At 38.5% G+C, this 17,484-nt stretch carries 13 protein-coding genes and 1 riboswitch; of the genes, 6 read left to right on the top strand and 7 right to left on the bottom strand.

What is annotated here, in order from left to right; genetic code table 11:
• The first annotated feature begins 34 nt into the window (after positions 1-34).
• Together ACSVDJ_RS06080 and ACSVDJ_RS06075 are read left to right on the top strand one after the other, a co-directional pair.
• Complete coding sequence (locus tag ACSVDJ_RS06080; RefSeq protein WP_094834870.1) at positions 35-217, top strand: YkvS family protein; 183 nt, start codon at positions 35-37, stop codon at positions 215-217.
• Positions 218-344: 127 nt separating this feature from the next.
• Positions 345-953, top strand: a complete 609-nt coding sequence (locus ACSVDJ_RS06075) for a CPBP family intramembrane glutamic endopeptidase (protein ID WP_439169413.1) — start codon at positions 345-347, stop codon at positions 951-953.
• Positions 954-989: 36 nt separating this feature from the next.
• On the opposite strand, the gene ACSVDJ_RS06070 is transcribed toward ACSVDJ_RS06075, so the two are convergent.
• On the bottom strand, positions 990-2,012 hold the full coding sequence (locus ACSVDJ_RS06070; protein WP_439169414.1) for a YkvI family membrane protein: 1,023 nt from the start codon (positions 2,010-2,012) through the stop codon (positions 990-992).
• A 178-nt stretch (positions 2,013-2,190) separates the two neighbouring features.
• Here ACSVDJ_RS06070 and ACSVDJ_RS06065 point away from each other — a divergent pair, with 178 nt between their 5' ends.
• Positions 2,191-4,317, top strand: coding sequence for an ATP-dependent Clp protease ATP-binding subunit (locus ACSVDJ_RS06065; protein ID WP_439169415.1), 2,127 nt, complete (start codon positions 2,191-2,193; stop codon positions 4,315-4,317).
• A gap of 31 nt (positions 4,318-4,348) precedes the next feature.
• On the opposite strand, the gene ACSVDJ_RS06060 is transcribed toward ACSVDJ_RS06065, so the two are convergent.
• From ACSVDJ_RS06060 to ACSVDJ_RS06050, 3 genes are read right to left on the bottom strand one after another with little or no spacing between them, the layout of a single operon-like run.
• Entirely contained in the window at positions 4,349-6,043 is a 1,695-nt protein-coding gene (locus tag ACSVDJ_RS06060) for a M3 family oligoendopeptidase (protein ID WP_439169416.1), read from the bottom strand.
• 16 nt (positions 6,044-6,059) lie between these two features.
• Positions 6,060-6,503 carry a MarR family winged helix-turn-helix transcriptional regulator gene (locus tag ACSVDJ_RS06055; RefSeq protein WP_439169417.1) on the bottom strand — a complete coding sequence of 148 codons (444 nt, stop codon included), beginning with the start codon at positions 6,501-6,503 and terminating at the stop codon, positions 6,060-6,062.
• 22 nt (positions 6,504-6,525) lie between these two features.
• The gene (locus ACSVDJ_RS06050) at positions 6,526-8,106 is read right to left on the bottom strand and encodes a bifunctional metallophosphatase/5'-nucleotidase (protein ID WP_439169418.1); all 1,581 of its coding nucleotides are present in this window, start codon (positions 8,104-8,106) and stop codon (positions 6,526-6,528) included.
• Positions 8,107-8,261: 155 nt separating this feature from the next.
• On the opposite strand from ACSVDJ_RS06050, the gene ACSVDJ_RS06045 reads away from it, so the two are divergent.
• Complete coding sequence (locus ACSVDJ_RS06045; RefSeq protein ID WP_439169419.1) at positions 8,262-9,758, top strand: ATP-binding protein; 1,497 nt, start codon at positions 8,262-8,264, stop codon at positions 9,756-9,758.
• 66 nt (positions 9,759-9,824) lie between these two features.
• Here the strand turns inward: ACSVDJ_RS06045 and ACSVDJ_RS06040 are convergent, their stop codons facing one another.
• A complete protein-coding gene (locus ACSVDJ_RS06040; protein ID WP_439169420.1) occupies positions 9,825-10,316 on the bottom strand; it encodes a methylated-DNA--[protein]-cysteine S-methyltransferase in 492 nt (163 codons plus the stop codon).
• A gap of 101 nt (positions 10,317-10,417) precedes the next feature.
• Here ACSVDJ_RS06040 and ACSVDJ_RS06035 point away from each other — a divergent pair, with 101 nt between their 5' ends.
• A complete protein-coding gene (locus ACSVDJ_RS06035) occupies positions 10,418-11,449 on the top strand; it encodes an acyltransferase family protein (protein ID WP_439169421.1) in 1,032 nt (343 codons plus the stop codon).
• Positions 11,446-13,182, top strand: a complete 1,737-nt coding sequence (locus ACSVDJ_RS06030) for a B12-binding domain-containing radical SAM protein (RefSeq protein WP_439169422.1) — start codon at positions 11,446-11,448, stop codon at positions 13,180-13,182. The genes ACSVDJ_RS06035 and ACSVDJ_RS06030 overlap by 4 nt, the downstream gene beginning before the upstream one ends.
• A 60-nt stretch (positions 13,183-13,242) precedes the next feature.
• Here ACSVDJ_RS06030 and ACSVDJ_RS06025 read toward each other — a convergent pair whose 3' ends face one another.
• Together ACSVDJ_RS06025 and ACSVDJ_RS06020 are read right to left on the bottom strand one after the other, a co-directional pair.
• A complete protein-coding gene (locus ACSVDJ_RS06025) occupies positions 13,243-14,025 on the bottom strand; it encodes a MeeY/MeeF family manganese export membrane protein (protein ID WP_439169423.1) in 783 nt (260 codons plus the stop codon).
• Positions 14,026-14,112: 87 nt separating this feature from the next.
• Positions 14,113-14,221, bottom strand: a riboswitch (yybP-ykoY riboswitch).
• 65 nt (positions 14,222-14,286) lie between these two features.
• A complete protein-coding gene (locus ACSVDJ_RS06020) occupies positions 14,287-17,349 on the bottom strand; it encodes an efflux RND transporter permease subunit (RefSeq protein ID WP_439169424.1) in 3,063 nt (1,020 codons plus the stop codon).
• Between the last annotated feature and the right edge of the window lie 135 nt (positions 17,350-17,484).

Genomic DNA, 17,484 nt, shown 5'->3' with positions numbered 1-17,484 from the left:
CTTTTCTATATTTATACGTGAAGGAGAGACAGAGATGACGAAAGCAGAAGTTGGTAATATCATTGAATTCAAAAATGGCTTACAAGGAATCGTTGAAAAAGTAAATGAAAATTCGGTGATCGTCGATTTAACGATCATGGATAATTTTGATGACTTAGAGCTAGAAGAGAAAACGGTCGTCAATCATAAAAATTACACCATTGTTAATTTTTCATAATATACAATCTACTAAAAAAGTCTGTCCCCCCGGGGGGGCAGACTTTTTTCTGTCAAAACTTATTCATTACAATTTAAGCCGCTTTTTGTTAAAATAATGGCTGTAGTAAAGAAAGGAGTTTGACACAATGACAGTTCTTAAAGATTGGCGGTTAGCTGTCAGCCTTGTACTAGCACATATTTTGCTTTATATTACTTTTTCTGACCGTGATATATTTTGGTACATATATACAGCTGCAAACCTTTTTTTCATTAGCTTTGTAATCATAAATGAGAAAATTGATGATAAACAAAAGACTACTAGCTTTATTAAGTATGGTTTGTTATCAGGGCTTCTTCTGTATCTGTTGTTTTGGATTGGACATTTGTTGCTTCCCGTTCTTCCTTTTTCCCTAGAAAAACAAGTGACCTCTATGTATAAATGGTACTCTCCACAATTTTCTTGGCACTATATCGTGCTTTTATTAGTGTTTATTCCTGGAGAGGAATTATTTTGGCGAGGATTTATTCAAAAGCGTCTCTCCAACCATTTTAATGATTTAACAGCGATATTAGTGAGTGCGTCTTTGTATGCGTCCATCTTTATATATTCTGAAAAAATCGTATGGATGCTTGCTGCTTTAGTAGCTGGCTTGTTCTGGGGAGCTTTGTATGCTTGGAAACGTAGCATCCCAACATTAATTATTTCTCATTTAGTGTTTGATTTATTGTTAATTATTTTCCTTCCACTTCATTAACAATGACTAAAAGCAGGCGTCTACCGTCTGCTTTTATTATTTTTTCCACAATAATAGCAGAAAAACTAGACCGATCCATCCAAACAGCGGATATAGAAAAGCTAACAACGTACTATAGGAAATTTGACTAAGAATCCATCCACTCGTAAAGATGACCGCAAAAAGAACGCTTGGCCCCCAGTTCACCCGTCTCTCTAGCTGTTGCTTTAGCCCATAAGCATTGCCGACCACCGAAGTAAATATTTCTCCGTAGATTAAGATGGCATATATATAATGAAAAGTCGGCATATATACCTCTACTACCTTTGCCATCGGAATTTCATATGAAGTGAAATTATCTATTTGAACAAGGCTCATATGACTGGCCATCAACAGCAGCATTAAAGCCACTCCTCCAAGAAAAGCGCCTCGTTTAATCACCTGCTTGTCCTTGATTTCATAAGCAAGTGGAACTAACACTGCTTGTGCTAGCGTTAAATTCAGAGCTGTATAAACGAAAGGAGCTGTCCACATTTTCCATGTCCAATCGTCACCTTTACCTACTAATAGGCTCTCAAAAAAAGAAGGACTAACCACCGCCTCTGTTGCTAGTCGAAAATGAAATAACAACATAAGTGGAACTACGAATACATTTACAGCTAACAGCCCTTGTATCCCTCTCGTCATAATTGAAAATCCAACAAAAATCGTTAAAAGAATGCCGACATTTGCTGGCCACTGAAGCCTTTCTTCAAATAGAGCACCTGCCCCTGCAAGCATCACTCCTAGAACACCAATCAACATAACAAACTGTATAGCTGTCACAACTTTCCCTAACTTTTCCCCAAAAAGAAATTGATTAAATTCTTCAAAGGAAGAAGCTTGCCATTCAATAGCTGTGAGCATCATTTTCGCTCCAAGAAAAATAAATAATAGTCCGCTAATGACAATACTAATCAGTCCGTAAAAACCAAATTGTGAAAAGAACTGCACAATTTCTTTACCAGTAGCAAAACCAGCCCCGATGACAGTCCCTACATAAACTGCTGCTACCTGGCAGGCACCGCTCCAAGTTCTCACTATGCATCCCTCACTTCTTCACCATTACTTCACTTTATGCTTGTCAATTGATATTAAGAAGAAAAAAGCAGCAACTTCAAACAAAACCCTTGAAAGTCAAAAAAGGTCAAAGTATAATACGGATATAAGGTCAAAGATAGTCAAAGTCAAAACTAACTAATAAAGGGGTTGAAACTAGATGTTATGTCAAAACTGTCAACAAAAAAGAGCGAATGTGCAATTACGAATGAATGTGAACGGTCAAGAGAAACAAATGCTGTTATGCTCAACATGCTATCAAAAAAATAAACAAACCATTGGTCAGTCCTTTCATTCACAAGGATTTGGACACTTCCCGATGAATGAGTTCTTTAAAGAATTTAGCACTCAAAAAGCAGAGCAAATGAACGTACCACCAAAAGAGACAAATAACAGTAACAACGGCTTTCTTGACCAATTCGGACGAAACTTAACGAATATGGCCAAAGCCGGTATTATTGATCCAGTCATCGGGCGTGAGCAAGAAGTAAAACGAGTCATGGAAGTATTAAATCGCCGCAACAAAAATAACCCCGTTTTAATCGGGGAACCAGGGGTCGGAAAAACAGCGATCGCTGAAGGACTTGCCCTTAAAATAGCAGAAGGCGACGTACCAGCTAAATTAAAAGGCAAAGAAGTCTACTTACTTGACGTGGCTTCACTCGTTGCCAATACAGGAGTTCGTGGTCAATTTGAAGAAAGAATGAAACAATTAATTACAGAACTGCAGCATCATAAAAATATCATTCTTTTCATCGATGAAATCCATCTACTTGTCGGAGCTGGCTCTGCAGAAGGTTCAATGGATGCCGGAAATATTTTAAAACCAGCACTTGCCCGCGGGGAACTTCAATTAATCGGAGCGACAACATTAAAAGAATACCGCCAGATCGAAAAAGATGCGGCACTCGAACGCCGCTTCCAACCGGTACAAGTCAATGAACCATCTGTGGAAGAAGCGATCAATATTTTAACAGGGTTACAAAAACGATACGAAGATTTCCATGAAGTCACCTTTACGAAAGAAGCGATTGAAGCTTGCGTTGTTCTTTCTAACCGTTATATCCAGGATCGATTCCTTCCAGATAAGGCGATTGATTTAATGGATGAAGCTGGATCAAAATTAAACTTAACGATTAACACGCAAGATACAGAAACGATCCAACAGCGACTAACAGAACTATCAAAAGAAAAAGAAGCGGCTCTGCAAAAAGAAGAATACGAAAAAGCGGCGAAGCTTCGCGATGAAGAAACGAAACTAGAAGATCAGTTGAAACGAACAGAAGGATCAACAGAACGACCTGTCGTAACACTTGAGGAAATTCAATACTTGATCGAACAAAAAACAAGTATTCCAGTTGGAAAGCTACAGCAAGATGAACAGCAAAAAATGCAGCATTTAGAAGAAAATCTTGCAAAGAAAGTAATTGGCCAAGCAGAAGCTGTTCAAAAAGTGGCGAAAGCGATTCGTCGCAGTCGTGCCGGGTTAAAATCCAAAAAACGCCCGATTGGCTCCTTCCTATTTGTCGGTCCAACAGGTGTCGGAAAAACAGAATTAACAAAAACATTAGCAGAAGAATTATTCGGCTCAAAAGACGCAATGGTTCGTCTCGATATGAGTGAGTACATGGAGAAGCATAGTGTATCGAAGTTAATTGGTTCTCCTCCTGGATATGTTGGTCACGAAGAAGCTGGACAATTAACAGAAAAAGTTCGCCGTAACCCATACAGCATTATTTTGCTAGATGAAATCGAAAAAGCCCATCCTGATGTACAGCACATGTTTTTGCAAATTCTTGAAGATGGTCGCTTAACAGATAGCCAAGGAAGAACCGTCAGCTTTAAAGATACGGTCATCATTATGACAAGCAACGCTGGGGTCTCTACAAAAAGGATCACAGTAGGATTTGAAAAGAGTACTACTTCGAATGAAAACTCAATCTTAGATTCTTTAAGCAACTTCTTTAAACCAGAGTTTCTAAACCGCTTTGACAACATTATTGAGTTTCAAGCGCTAGATAAAGATCACTTATTACAAATCGTTGACTTAATGCTTGCAGAATTAAGTGACACCTTACAAGAGCAACAAATGGCACTGCAAGTCTCAGATGCAGTGAAGCAGAAGTTAAGTGAACTCGGCTACCATCCGGCATTCGGCGCTCGTCCTTTACGCCGCGTCATTCAAGAACAGCTAGAAGATCGCATCGCTGACTTTATTTTAGATCATCCAGAAGTGAAGCAATTGCAAGCAGTGATGAAAGAAGACCAAATCAAAATCACAGCGTAATCTAAAAAAGTGCCCAAGTTTGGGCACTTTTTTAGATTACTTTGTCGCTTCTTTCTTCTAACCATTTTTCAATTGGCTGTAACACAGAGGCAATACATCCTTCTTCAAAAGGTGACATTAGATTTGCTTTTGCAACGATGTCAGTAAAAGAGAGACTGCCTCCGATTTGACAAATTGCCACATAGTCCTTCCATGCTGCTTCTCGATCCTCATCCATGCGCTTCCAAAATTGCAGGGCACATACTTGAGCTAGCGTATAGTCAATATAGTAAAAAGGCACATCGTATATATGGCCTTGACGTTGCCAAAAACCACCCGCTTCTAAATATGGAATCCCATCATAATCGCGATGCGGCAAATAGTCTTTCTCGATTTCTTTCCACACTTGCTTTCGTTCTGCAGGTGTAAGGGACGGTTGTTCATACACTCGATGCTGGAATTCATCGACAGCTGCTCCATAAGGCAAAAATAAGATCGCTTCGCTTAAATGAGCATACTTATACTTTTCCGTATCTTCTTTGAAAAACAGTTCCATCCACGGCCAAGTAAAAAATTCCATGCTCATCGAATGAATTTCGCACGCTTCATACGTTGGCCATAAGTATTCAGGTACAGAGAAATCTCTGCTGCAGTATACTTGAAAAGCATGTCCCGCTTCATGCGTCAATACATCAATATCTCCAGATGTACCGTTAAAATTGGCGAAAATAAATGGCGAGCGGTAATTATGCATATACGTACAATAACCACCACCGGCTTTCCCTTTTTTCGCTTCGAGGTCCATCAATTGACGATCGAGCATAAACTGAAAGAACTCCGCTGTTTCAGGTGATAATTCTTCATACATTTTCTTTCCGTTTTTGACGATCCAGTCGGCGTCCCCTTTTGGCTTGGCGTTCCCTGTCGTAAATCGATACGCTTCATCATAAAACTTTAAAGAATCCACATCAATTCGCTTTTTCTGTTCACTTCTTAATTTCGTTGCTAACGGAACGATATGCTGTTTAATTTGCTCTCGATAGCCTTTGATCATCGAAGCATCATAATCAACTCGATTTAAACGATAATAGCCAAGTTCAGTGAAATTTTCAAATCCAAGCTTATGAGCCATTTCTGTTCTGACTTTCACTAATTGATCATATAGCTCATCAAACTTCTCTTCATGCTCAGCAAAGAAGGAAAAGCGAGCTTCCACTGCCTGTTTACGGAGCGTACGATCAGCGACTTCCGCATAAGGTTCTAGCTGGGCTAACGTAAGGGTTTCGCCATTAAACTCAATTTGAGCCGAAGCGACCAGTTGAGTATATTGCGAAGACAGCTTGTTTTCTTTCTCAAGCAAAGGGATAATGTCTTTAGAAAAAGTTTTCACTTGCGCTTCCGCTGTGGCAAATAGTTGCTTCCCTAACGCTTTTTCAAGTTCAGGACGATGGCTAGAAGCAAGCAACGCTCGGTTTAATTTAGACGAGATCTCTTCTATTCTCGGTGACATTTCATCCATATAAGCTTGTTCTTGTTGATAAAATTCATCCGTCGTATCAATCGTATAACGAATGTAGCAAAGGTCTACCATCGTGCTCATACGATTGCGGATTTGATTGATTTTATTTAACAGCTCCATCTGTTCAGTCGCTGTCTGTGCTTCTGCAACACGTTGAAGCAACTCATCTGTTTGAATCGCTGCTTCTTCAATATTCGGTCGTTCATATACATACTCGGTAAACTTCATCCTAATCCCCTCTTTCTCACGATAGATCTTTAATCGACACTCCTAGCTTTCGGATTAAAGCAATCGCTGTCTCTTTTTCTTCTTCTGATAATATGTTCATTAATTGATGAATATTTTCTTCATGCTGAGGGAAAATTTCGTCAATTAACTGTCTACCTTGATCTGTTATTTCCGCACGGATGACCCTGCGATCCTTCTCATTCGTTTTGCGAGCAAGCAAGTTTTTCTTCTCTAGCTTGTCAACCACATATGTAATACTCCCACTTGCCATTAAAATTTTATTGCCAATTTGCTGCAAGGGCTGAGGGCCTTTATGATATAACAGTTCTAGCACGGCAAACTCTGTCGGATTTAACCCTGACTCATAAATGTATTCATTCACTTGTTCATTGATGACTTTCGTCGCCCTTGATAATACAATAAATAATTTCAAAGATTGCTTGTTTTTTTCATAATTCATACGTTCCCACTCATTTCTTTACTTACACGGAAGGAGTAATAACTGTCCAATTGTTATTCACTTCCGCTGTTATCGTTCCACGTTTACGAATATAGGCGGAAAGAAGCTCCGTCATATCGGTTTGTATTTCCTTTATAACCTTTTTCCCTTTAAACATCAAGTAATCCCCGCCCCCACCTGCACGGTAATTATTCATAACTACTTTATATAATTGATCACTCTGAAGCGGTTGCCCATGATAGGCTGCCTCGGTTATTCGACTGCCTGGTGAACGCGTGAGATCAATCGTGTATTCAATCCCTTCCCACATATCATAATTATAGTGCTGTGGCTTCGGATATGAAAATTCTGCACTAACAGCTGGTTTATGATCAATGAGCGTAAAGTAAGAAGCTGAGCGCTCTAACGCCTGCTTCATTTCCTCCCCCGTTACTTCAATCACCATTAATGAATTAGGATAAATATAGTTAGCCACAATATCTCGCATCGTAATATTATGAGGTAACCCTGGTGAACCATTATGAAAAAGAGCCGTACTAGAAATGTCGACATTTGCGGCTTCCATCTGTACTTTATTAATTAATTCAATCATTGGATGTTCTACCAATCTCGCTTGAAAAGGATCCTGAATAATCATATCTCCTTCTACTGTACCAAGCACTTCATCTAGCCACTTTTGCGTTCCTTGTTCATAAGATTCTATGAGATCTACAAGTCGCTCATCCGCTTCTAAATCTGCCGCTAGTATCGTTTCAGGTGTCACTTGTTGCAACTTATATTGATCATTTTTTTTCACAAATTCCGCTGTTATTTGACCAATTGCTGCCCCATTATATCCCGGTTGGACAATCGCTACTCCATTGACCATTTGCTGTTCTTGACGATGCTGATGCCCGGTGAGCAACACATCGATTCCTTCTACCTCCGTGCATAGACGATATGCTTGATTCTCTCCTTTTTCAACTGGTTCAATGCTTTCCCCGGTAGCTAAATCAACTTCAAATCCACCATGGTAGGAAACAATCATAATATCTGGCCGTTCTGTTTCTCGAATATGCTTAACCCATTTAGAGGTTGCCGTAACCGTATCTTCAAATGCTAGTCCTTCAATATGTGCTGGCTTTTCCCAATTAGGGATATAGTGAGTCGTTACGCCAAGAACCGCTGCTTTTATTCCTGTTGAAAAGGTTTTGACGATATACGGTTTACCAAAGAAAGGATCAGCCGTTTCACCATGTAAAATATTACAGCTTAAAAAAGGAAACGTAGCATCATCGGCTGCCTTTACTAAAATATCCAATCCATAATTGAATTCATGGTTGCCTAAAACAGCCGCATCATATTGTAAATGGTTCATTCCTACAATCACCGGATGCCTCTCTTGTCTCAACATCTGAAAATAATAGCTAGCTAAAGGTGTACCTTGCATAAAATCTCCATTATCGATGACTAATACATGTTCATGCTCCTTTTTTACTTTTTTAATATAAGAAGCCAGTTTAGCTAATCCAATGTCAGTCGGTGTGTTCGAGCTATACTGAATAGGAAGCATCGCCCCGTGTAGGTCGCTTGTTTCTAAAATAATCAATTTCACATCAGCCATTTAACCCCTTCTCTCTGTTACTTTGCTATTTGTTTTTCTTCCTTAATTAAACCATCATTTTATGTAAAAATTCACCTTTTCACAACTTATTTCGAGAAATAACAATTTTTTTGTTATAATACAAAAGAATGACTTCTTTTAAAGGACGAAAATCAATGAAAAAACATAGAAGATTTATATATATATTTGTCGTTATCCTCCCCTCTATTCTAGCTATTATCGGCTTTTATGATTTCCTTTCTAATCGAGCCGGTGAACAACATAACAAAGAACTAGAGTGGATTGCCAGCTTGCATAAAAATCAAATGGATCAATTCATCAGTGAAACAACAATAAGTTTAGATATACTAGCTGTTAGCATTGAAGAAGAGCTGAACAATTTAGATAAAGTACAAAGCATATTAAAAAAAATGGCTAATCAAGACCCCCGTTATGGAGGCATTTATTTGCTTGATTTCGAGGGAAACTTATCTGTTGGAACGAATGATTATTTAAAGCAATACAATTTAAGAGATAAACAATATATTAAAGAAGTACTGTTAACGAAGGATACCGCTGTATCTGATGAAGTTGAAACTCTTTCAAATAATCAGGCCGTCATTGCCGTTGCTACACCAGTTTTAAAAAATGAACAAGTAGAAGCTATCATCGTCTCTCATATTCGACTAGACTATATGAAAAATATTATGAGAGTACTGACGCCAGAGCATTCTATTTTCTTTGAAAACGCCAAGCAAATCCCTGTATTTTCGGTTAATGAAGGACCTAGTACTTCAAACAACGAACTTTCTTTTAAATATCCACTTTCTCAGCTCCCTTGGAATTTAGTCGTTTCAACGGACGAACAAAAAAATAATAACTTTATCGGATATACATTCCTATTCGCAGTTGCCTTTATTGTCATCGTGCACATTATTTATTTATTCATTAAATATATGATGCTCAAACGGCAAACGAACCTCGAAAGAATGCAGCAGGAAACGCAAAAGCTAGAATTAATCGGAACGTTAGCAGCTAGTACAGCTCACGAAATCAGAAATCCATTAACTGGTATTAAAGGGCTTGTTCAATTGTTAAATGAGAAATATAATGACCAAGAAGATGAATTTTATTTTTCGATCATTAACAAAGAAGTGGCACGTATTAATCAAATCGTTAGTGAGTTATTAATACTAGGAAAACCAACTGCTCAAAAAGTTAGCATAGTAGATATGAAAGACATTATTTCTGACTTAAACCCATTAATTTATTCAGAAGCTAATTTGTACTCTGTTGACTATAAATTCACTTTGCCTGAACAAGAAATTTGGATAAAAGTCAATATCGATCAAATGAAGCAAGTCATTTTGAATTTAACAAAAAATGCATTTGAAGCGATGAATAGCGGTGGCGAGCTACGATTAACGATATTAAAACGAGAAAATAGTTGCCAATTATCGATTACCGACAATGGACCGGGAATTGAAAAGGAAAAGCAAGAGCAGTTATTTAAACCTTTCTTTACCTCTAAAGAAGATGGAACGGGTCTCGGACTAGTCGTTTGTAAACGAATCATCGACTCCTTTGATGGAACGATTGAAATTGAAAGTGAATTTGGTTTTGGTACAACCGTCACTATTTCCATTCCACTGCAAACGCCTGCTAATGAATGAATCAAAGGGTGTCTCAAGCCATTCGGCTTCCGAGACACCCTTTTTTTATATCAATCAGCCGAGGGCTTACTGCCCGTTAATGCGGGATAAAACCCCTTCTATTTTTAACAACTCTCTTTTTTTGTCAATTTCTTTCCCCGCGTACCCTGTTAACGATTGATTTTTTCCGATCACTCGATGGCATGGAATGATAATGGGAACAGGATTTGCTTTATTAGCTTGTCCAACAGCCCGAACCGCTTTTTTATTGCCGATTTGCTCAGCAATCTCACTATAAGATCTCGTCTCGCCAATAGGAATATGTCGCAAAGTTTCCCAAACAGACTGTTGAAAATCTGTTCCCTTTATATCCACTGGCAGATCGAAGCTCATACGACTTTCTTGGAAATACTCCTCCAATTGACGAACTGCTTCTACTAACAATGAGTCACTTGGCTCAAAGCCGATCTCCTCCCCCTCCCCCAATATTGAAAACTGCACCGCACAAATACCTCTTTCATTTCTCACAATCGATAAAGGACCGATCGGGCTCTCCATATATGTAAATAATTTCTTCATGCTCCTCACCTCTTTCTTATATTGTATTAGCAGACAAAATAAAAATCATGTATAATGCAAGGATGTGTTTATAATTCATTTTCAAAAGGTGATGAATATCAATGTCTAAAAGAGATTACTACTTCGACAACGCAAAATTCATTTTAATTTTCTTTGTCGTTTTTGGTCATTTTCTTCGCTCGTATATTAGTGATAATTCACTCATTTTCGCTCTATACGTTAGCATTTATTTATTCCATATGCCTGCATTTGTATTAGTCTCTGGTTTCTTTGCGAAAAGCTTTTATAAACAAGGCTATGTCAAAAAAATAGCTCAAAAGATTTTATTGCCCTTTTTGACCTTTCAAGTCATTTATTCTATCTTTTATTTTTACTTATATGAAACCCGTTCATTTGAAATCGATTTGCTGATTCCTCATTGGTCCTTATGGTTTTTGCTGAGCTTATTCTTTTGGAACATTTTACTGCTGATCTTTGTGAAATGGCTGAATTTGTCATCTCCTATCTTACTTATATTGGCCTTTGTCGCTGGCATCACTGTTAATTCCCTAAATGATCACTTAGATGTCCTCAGCTTTGGACGTACATTTGTGTTTTTTCCGTTTTTCTTAGTCGGCTACTATTTGAAAAAGGAGCATTTCCAATTACTATCGAACAACATCGCGAAAATAGCTTTACTCGTAAGTGCGACAGCAATCTTTTTCAGCGCTTATACCCATCCAGATTTTGATTTCAATTGGCTTTTCGGCTCGATTTCTTACGCTGACCTTGAAGTGACAAATGGAGAAGGAATGATCATTCGAGCCATTCTTTATGTATTAAATTTTATCATGATCGCTACTTTCTTTGCTTTTGTGCCAAAGAAAAAATTCTTTTTCACTGCTTGGGGAAAAAATACGCTTTATGTTTATTTACTACATGGTTTCATTATAAAAAGCTTTCGCGATAGCGACTTTCAAGATGGGACAGAATCAATTATTTTATTATTAACGGTTTCTCTACTATTAACGATGTTGTTATCATCGTCTGTTATTACAACAATTACCGAGCCTATTATTGAAACGAAATGGTCCAAGTTTAAAAAGATCTTTCGCAAAAAATTTCAGAAAAGCAATAAGGAGAGTATTCAATGAAAGTAGTCATTAGTACATTAAACGCAAAATACATTCATACGAACTTAGCAATTCGCTGTTTAAAAGCATTTGCTGAGCCCGATTATGAGGTAGAGCTTGCTGAGTATACAATTAAAGACCCTGTTATTAATATTGTAACAGACCTTTACAAAAAACAGCCGGATGTTTTAGGCTTTAGCTGCTACATTTGGAATATTGAAGAGACGATTAAAGTCGTTGAAATGATAAAGAAAGTGTTGCCTAATACAATGATCATTTTAGGAGGCCCGGAAGTCAGTTATGATGTGCCATATTGGCTCGAACGCATCCCTCAAGCGGATTTTATTGTGATCGGAGAAGGTGAAGAAACATTTAAACAGCTGCTTGATGAAATGAGCGGCGACAAAGATTGGAGTAACGTACACGGTATCGGCTATCGTACAGATCAGAAACCGAATATTAACCCGCAACGCAATAAACTAGACTTACGCGAACTTCCATCACCATTTCGTTTTGAGGAGGATCAAGCACAATTATCGAAGCGTGTCACTTATATTGAAACGAGCCGCGGTTGCCCGTTCCGCTGTCAATTTTGCCTATCCTCTATTGAAGTAGGGGTTCGATATTTCAATCGTGAAAAAATTAAAGATGATATTCGCTATTTAATGGCTCATGGAGCAAAAACAATTAAATTTGTCGACCGGACCTTTAATATTAGCCGTAGCTATGCGATGGAAATGTTCCAATTTCTTATTGATGAGCATCTTCCTGGAACCGTATTTCAATTTGAAATTACAGCGGATATTATGCGCCCAGAAGTCATTCAGTTTTTAAATGACAACGCACCAGCGGGGCTATTCCGCTTTGAGATTGGTGTTCAATCGACAAATGATGCCACTAATGAGCTTGTCATGCGTAAACAAAATTGGTCAAAGCTAACTAGAACCGTCACGATGGTGAAAGAAGGAGGAAAAATTGATCAGCATCTCGACTTAATTGCTGGTCTGCCAGAAGAGGACTACGCTTCCTTCCGCCAAACATTTAATGATGTGTTTGCGTTAAGACCAGAGGAACTGCAACTTGGATTTTTAAAGATGCTACGCGGCACTGGATTACGTCTACGAGCCCAGGAGCATGATTACGTCTATATGGATCATTCCCCTTATGAAATCTTACACAATAATGTCCTCTCATTTGCTGATATGGTGAAGATTAAACAAGTAGAAGACGTTCTTGAGAAATATTGGAATGACCACCGAATGGATGAAACAATTGAACACTTAGTTACTAATACGTTCGACACACCTTTTGACTTTTTTCAATCTTTCGGTGCTTATTGGGAGCAACAAGGCTGGGAACGTATCGGTCATCAATTAGAGAATTTATTTGAACGATTAGTACAGTTTTTAACTGCTTCAAACATCTCAAACATTAGCGATATTCAAAGCTTAATGAAATATGATTATTTAGTGAACCAACGCTACAAGCCTAGAAAACCTTGGTGGAAACCGACACTAGACAAAAAAGAGCGGTCTGTTTTATACCAAGAGGTTTTACAAGCACCAGAACGTCTTGGTCAAGACTTTGTTGCCCTTGGCCTAACAGAAAAAGAGCTATATAAACATACAGTCATTGAAGACTTAACGATGATCCCTAAAGATGGTCAGTGGGTAAAGCAAAATAATTATTTACTCGTTTACTTTGAACCTGCTAGCGGCCGTCCGCATACTTTTTTCCTAAATCATCATTCATAAATAAAAAGGGTGTGATACCAAGTTTTCGGTATCACACCCTTTTTAAAACGAACTATTCTCTTAATGAGATTCCTCTGTTTGTTCAGTTACTGGGCCTTTCTTTTTAGCAAATAAGTAACCTCCCAATGCAATCCCTATTAACACGATCCAGAAAGTTAGCTTCCATCCAGTAGATTCCGGGAAATGCTCGTCAAGAATTTGAATTTTAGGATGAGCTAGAGTAAAGACAGCTAACTTCACACCTACCCAACCAACAATTAAGAAAGCGGCAGTTTCTAGTGAAGGGTAATTTTGCAATATGCGAACGAACCAAGTAGCCGCAAATCGCATAATGATCACCCCGATAAATCCTCCAAGGAACATGACGATAAATTGACCACCATCGATGCCACCGACTTGGAATGTGCCGATTGGCTGTAAAGTTAGTGCTAAGGCAACCGCTGCAAGCATCGAGTCAATCGCAAACGCAATATCAGCAATTTCTACTTTCAACACGGTCATCCAGAAAGAAGAACCTTTTGCTTCCTTAATTTCATGACTTTCTGTACCATTTTTACTTCTCCAATTTTTGTATAGATGGTTAATGGCAATGAACAGTAAGTAAATAGCTCCAATTGCTTGAACTTGCCAAATATTCACTAAGAACGAAATCAGGAATAAAGAAGCAAGACGGAAAATAAATGCACCTAACAATCCGTAAAATAGCGCCTTTTTCTGCTCTTTTTTCGGTAAATGTTTGACCATAACTGCCATAACAATCGCATTATCAGCGGCTAAAATCCCTTCTAGAGCGACAAGAACGAGTAATACCCAGCCGTATTCAAGTAACAACGCTGCATCCATAAATGAAATCTCCTCCAATAGTATCTTGATTTTGAATACGAAACAACAAAAAGCGAGACCTTTGCCCAAAAAGGCAAAGGTCTCGCTGAGCATGATCTTCCATCATGCCAACAAAGCCGATGGACACTAATCCATGAAATGACGACTTTGTTCTAGGTAATAAACTACCTAACGGCTACTCCCCTTTGACTAACGTCAACGAAGGTTCAGTTGTTTGTACGTCTATTATAAAAAAAACAAAACCGATTGTAAACCATTTATTCACTTATTTGCATTCATTCGTCTCGTTTCCCGATCAAAGAAGCTGTAGACGACTGGAATAACAAACAAAGTTAAAAACGTGCTCGAAATCAATCCGCCAATAACGGCAATCCCCATCGGCTGGTTAATTTCCGTTCCTCCACCGATTCCTATCGCCAATGGAACTAATCCAAGAATAGTTGTTAATGCTGTCATTAAAATTGGGCGTGCTCGGTCTTTAACAGCAGAAACAATCGCTTCATAACTATTGGCTTCTTTCTCTTTTCGCTGAATAATGTAATCGACAATGACAATTGCATTATTGACGACAATCCCAGCTAATATGAGGACACCAATAACAGCTGGAATACTTAAAGGTGTTCTCGTCACAGTCAAGGCAATCGACACACCAACAACCATTAATGGCACGGTAAACATGATCACAAATGGATATTTAAATGACTCATATTGTGCAGCCATAACGATATAAATTAATATGATCGCTAACAATAAGGCCATAACCATATCATCAATAGAGCTTTCTAACAGGTCACGGTCTCCACTGAACGTGATTTTAGTTTCATCTGATAAATGAAGTTCAGCGATTTTCTCATCGACTTTTTTCGAAATCGCTCCAAGATTGGTATCGGACGTGTACATCGTTGTAAACTGTACGGCTTCTTGTTGATTAATCCGTTGAATGCTAACCGGCCCTTGCTGAATTTGAATATCAGCAAGCTCCTGCAGCTTCATGAAGTTTCCGGAAGGTGTTTTCACTAGCAAGTTTTTTAAGTTATCTATATTTTTTGTGACCGTTTGATCATATTGAACCTTTACCATTTGCACTTCATCATTTTCGTTAATAATTTGTGTCGCAATCACTCCTCGAGTAGCATCATTAACGATCGAAGCAATTTGAGCAGGAGCAAGTCCAGCCTCTAACGCTTTCTCTCGATCGACCGTCATTTGAATTTCTTTAACCGTTTCTTCTCGATTCGTCGTTACCTCAGTAATCTCCTTAATATCCTTAAGAGCTGTTTCGATCTTTTGAACCGCTTGATCCAATCTCTCTTTACTCATATCCCGGACGTTAAAGGTGAGCGTTTGTGGACTTGTTCCAGAAGCAGACTGTAAGTTAAACGTAACCTCCGCTGTTTCATTGACGTTTTCTGTAGCTGTGATGACATCTTTCTTAATATCGTCTACTAAAGCAAAAACAGATCGATCTCTTTTCTCAAGCGGAGCTAATTTGACATAGAGCTCAGCTACATTCGTTGAACCTGTTCCTCGGAAGGAACCTTCTTGCGTCGACCCAATGAGACTAACAAACACCTCAATATCCTTTTGTTTTTCTAATTCTTCCTCAATCACTTTCACGACACGATTCGTTTCCTCTAAAGACGTCCCGTTTTCAAGCTCGACTCGCATATTGAAGAACCCTTCATCTGTCGGTGGAAGGAATTGTGATCCAACTGTCGTTAACCCAAAAGCTCCGCCCATCAACAACACGAATGAAATCGCTAATACAAGAAAGCGATGATGTAACGACCAACGAACAGCTTTTTCGAAACGTGACATCACTGATGTTTGCTCTTTTTGTCTATTTGTTTCAGGTACCTTCAACCAGCGGCTCGCCATCATCGGAATGACGGTTAACGCAACCACTAATGAAGCTAATAAACTAAAGGAAATCGTTAAAGCAAATTCTTTAAAGATTTGACCGAGAATACCGGATATAAAAACAACCGGTAGGAAAACGGCGACGGTTGTTAATGTAGAAGCTGTAATCGCTCCGCCCACTTCTTTCGCTCCGTCACGAGCCGCTTGCTTCGAGTCTTTCCCCATCGATAAATGTCGGTAAATATTTTCGATGACGACAATCGCATTATCGACAAGCATTCCAATTCCTAAAGCTAGTGCACCGAGCGTCATAATATTTAAGTCAAAATCAGCAAAATACATTAATACAAAGGTCACAATAACCGAATATGGAATCGCCACACCGATAATAAGTGGACTTCTAACATTTTTGAGAAAGATAAATAAGACAAGCATCGCAAACACGCCACCAAGAAGAAGTGAGTTTCCGATATTCCCAATGGAAAGACGAATATAATCTCCTTGGTCGAATAAGATGTCTGATTCAATATTTTTGTAGCGATCTTCCTTCAAAAGCTCATTTAATTTCTGCTGAAACTGTTTAGATACTTCTGCTGTGTTAGCATCTGCTTGTTGTAACACACTTAATAAAGTAGCAGGATTTTGATTCGCTCTTGTCATCGTTCCAGTATCTTTTTCTGTTAATTCGACACTAGCTACATCGCCTACTGTAATTTCTTCTCCATTAAGCGGATTAACCGTTAACACTAGTTGCTTAATCTCATCTATGCTCGTTAATTGACTCACAATTCTTGTCGTTAACGACATTCCATTAGATTCAACCGTATCGCCTGGAAGAGAAATATTGTTCGCTTGAATCAGTTGCACAACGTCCGCTTGAGCTAAATTGTATTCTTCAAGCTTTTCTTCGTTTAACTCGATCTTTACTTCTTTATCTAAAGAGCCCGTCACGCTTACATTAGCTACTCCTTCTACAGTTGCTAAATCCTTTTCAAGTTCAGACGCAAGCTCTTCTAAGTTCCCCTGATTATCCGTTGCCTGAAGCGACAGCTGAATAATAGGAAATTGAGAGGGATCAAATTTTAAAAACTGTGGCTTGTTCGCCTCATCTGGAATCGGTGTACGATCAATTCGCTGTAAGACGTCTGATTGAATATCGTCGATTTTCGTACTCCAAGAAAATTCGAGTAACAATAAGTTCGACCCTTCCCTCGTTGTCGATGTAATATTATTAATCCCTGGAAGTGTCGACAAACTTTCTTCTAGCGGCTTTGTTACCTTCTCTACCACTTCTGTCGGACTCGCCCCTTCATAAGAAGTGACAACCACCGCAATAGGAGGGTTAATATCCGGTATAAGCTTTAATGGAATTTTTAATAGAGACACAACACCTAAAATGATCACTAAAAACATGATCACTGTAGTAAAAACCGGTCTCTTGATAGAAAAATTACTGATTTTCAAAAAAAATTCTCCTTTCCAAACATGTTCGATCTTTCCCTTATCTTTCTAACTATAATGCACACGCTTACAACGTACAACTTTAATCCCTCTCATATTTTCCCCCAACGAATTATTTAACAAACGAAAAGGAGATTA

Origin of the sequence: Bacillus sp. Hm123 (assembly GCF_051842975.2) — a bacterium.
Lineage (GTDB): Bacteria > Bacillota > Bacilli > Bacillales > Domibacillaceae > Bacillus_CE.
This window is presented reverse-complemented; position numbering and strand designations above follow the sequence as displayed.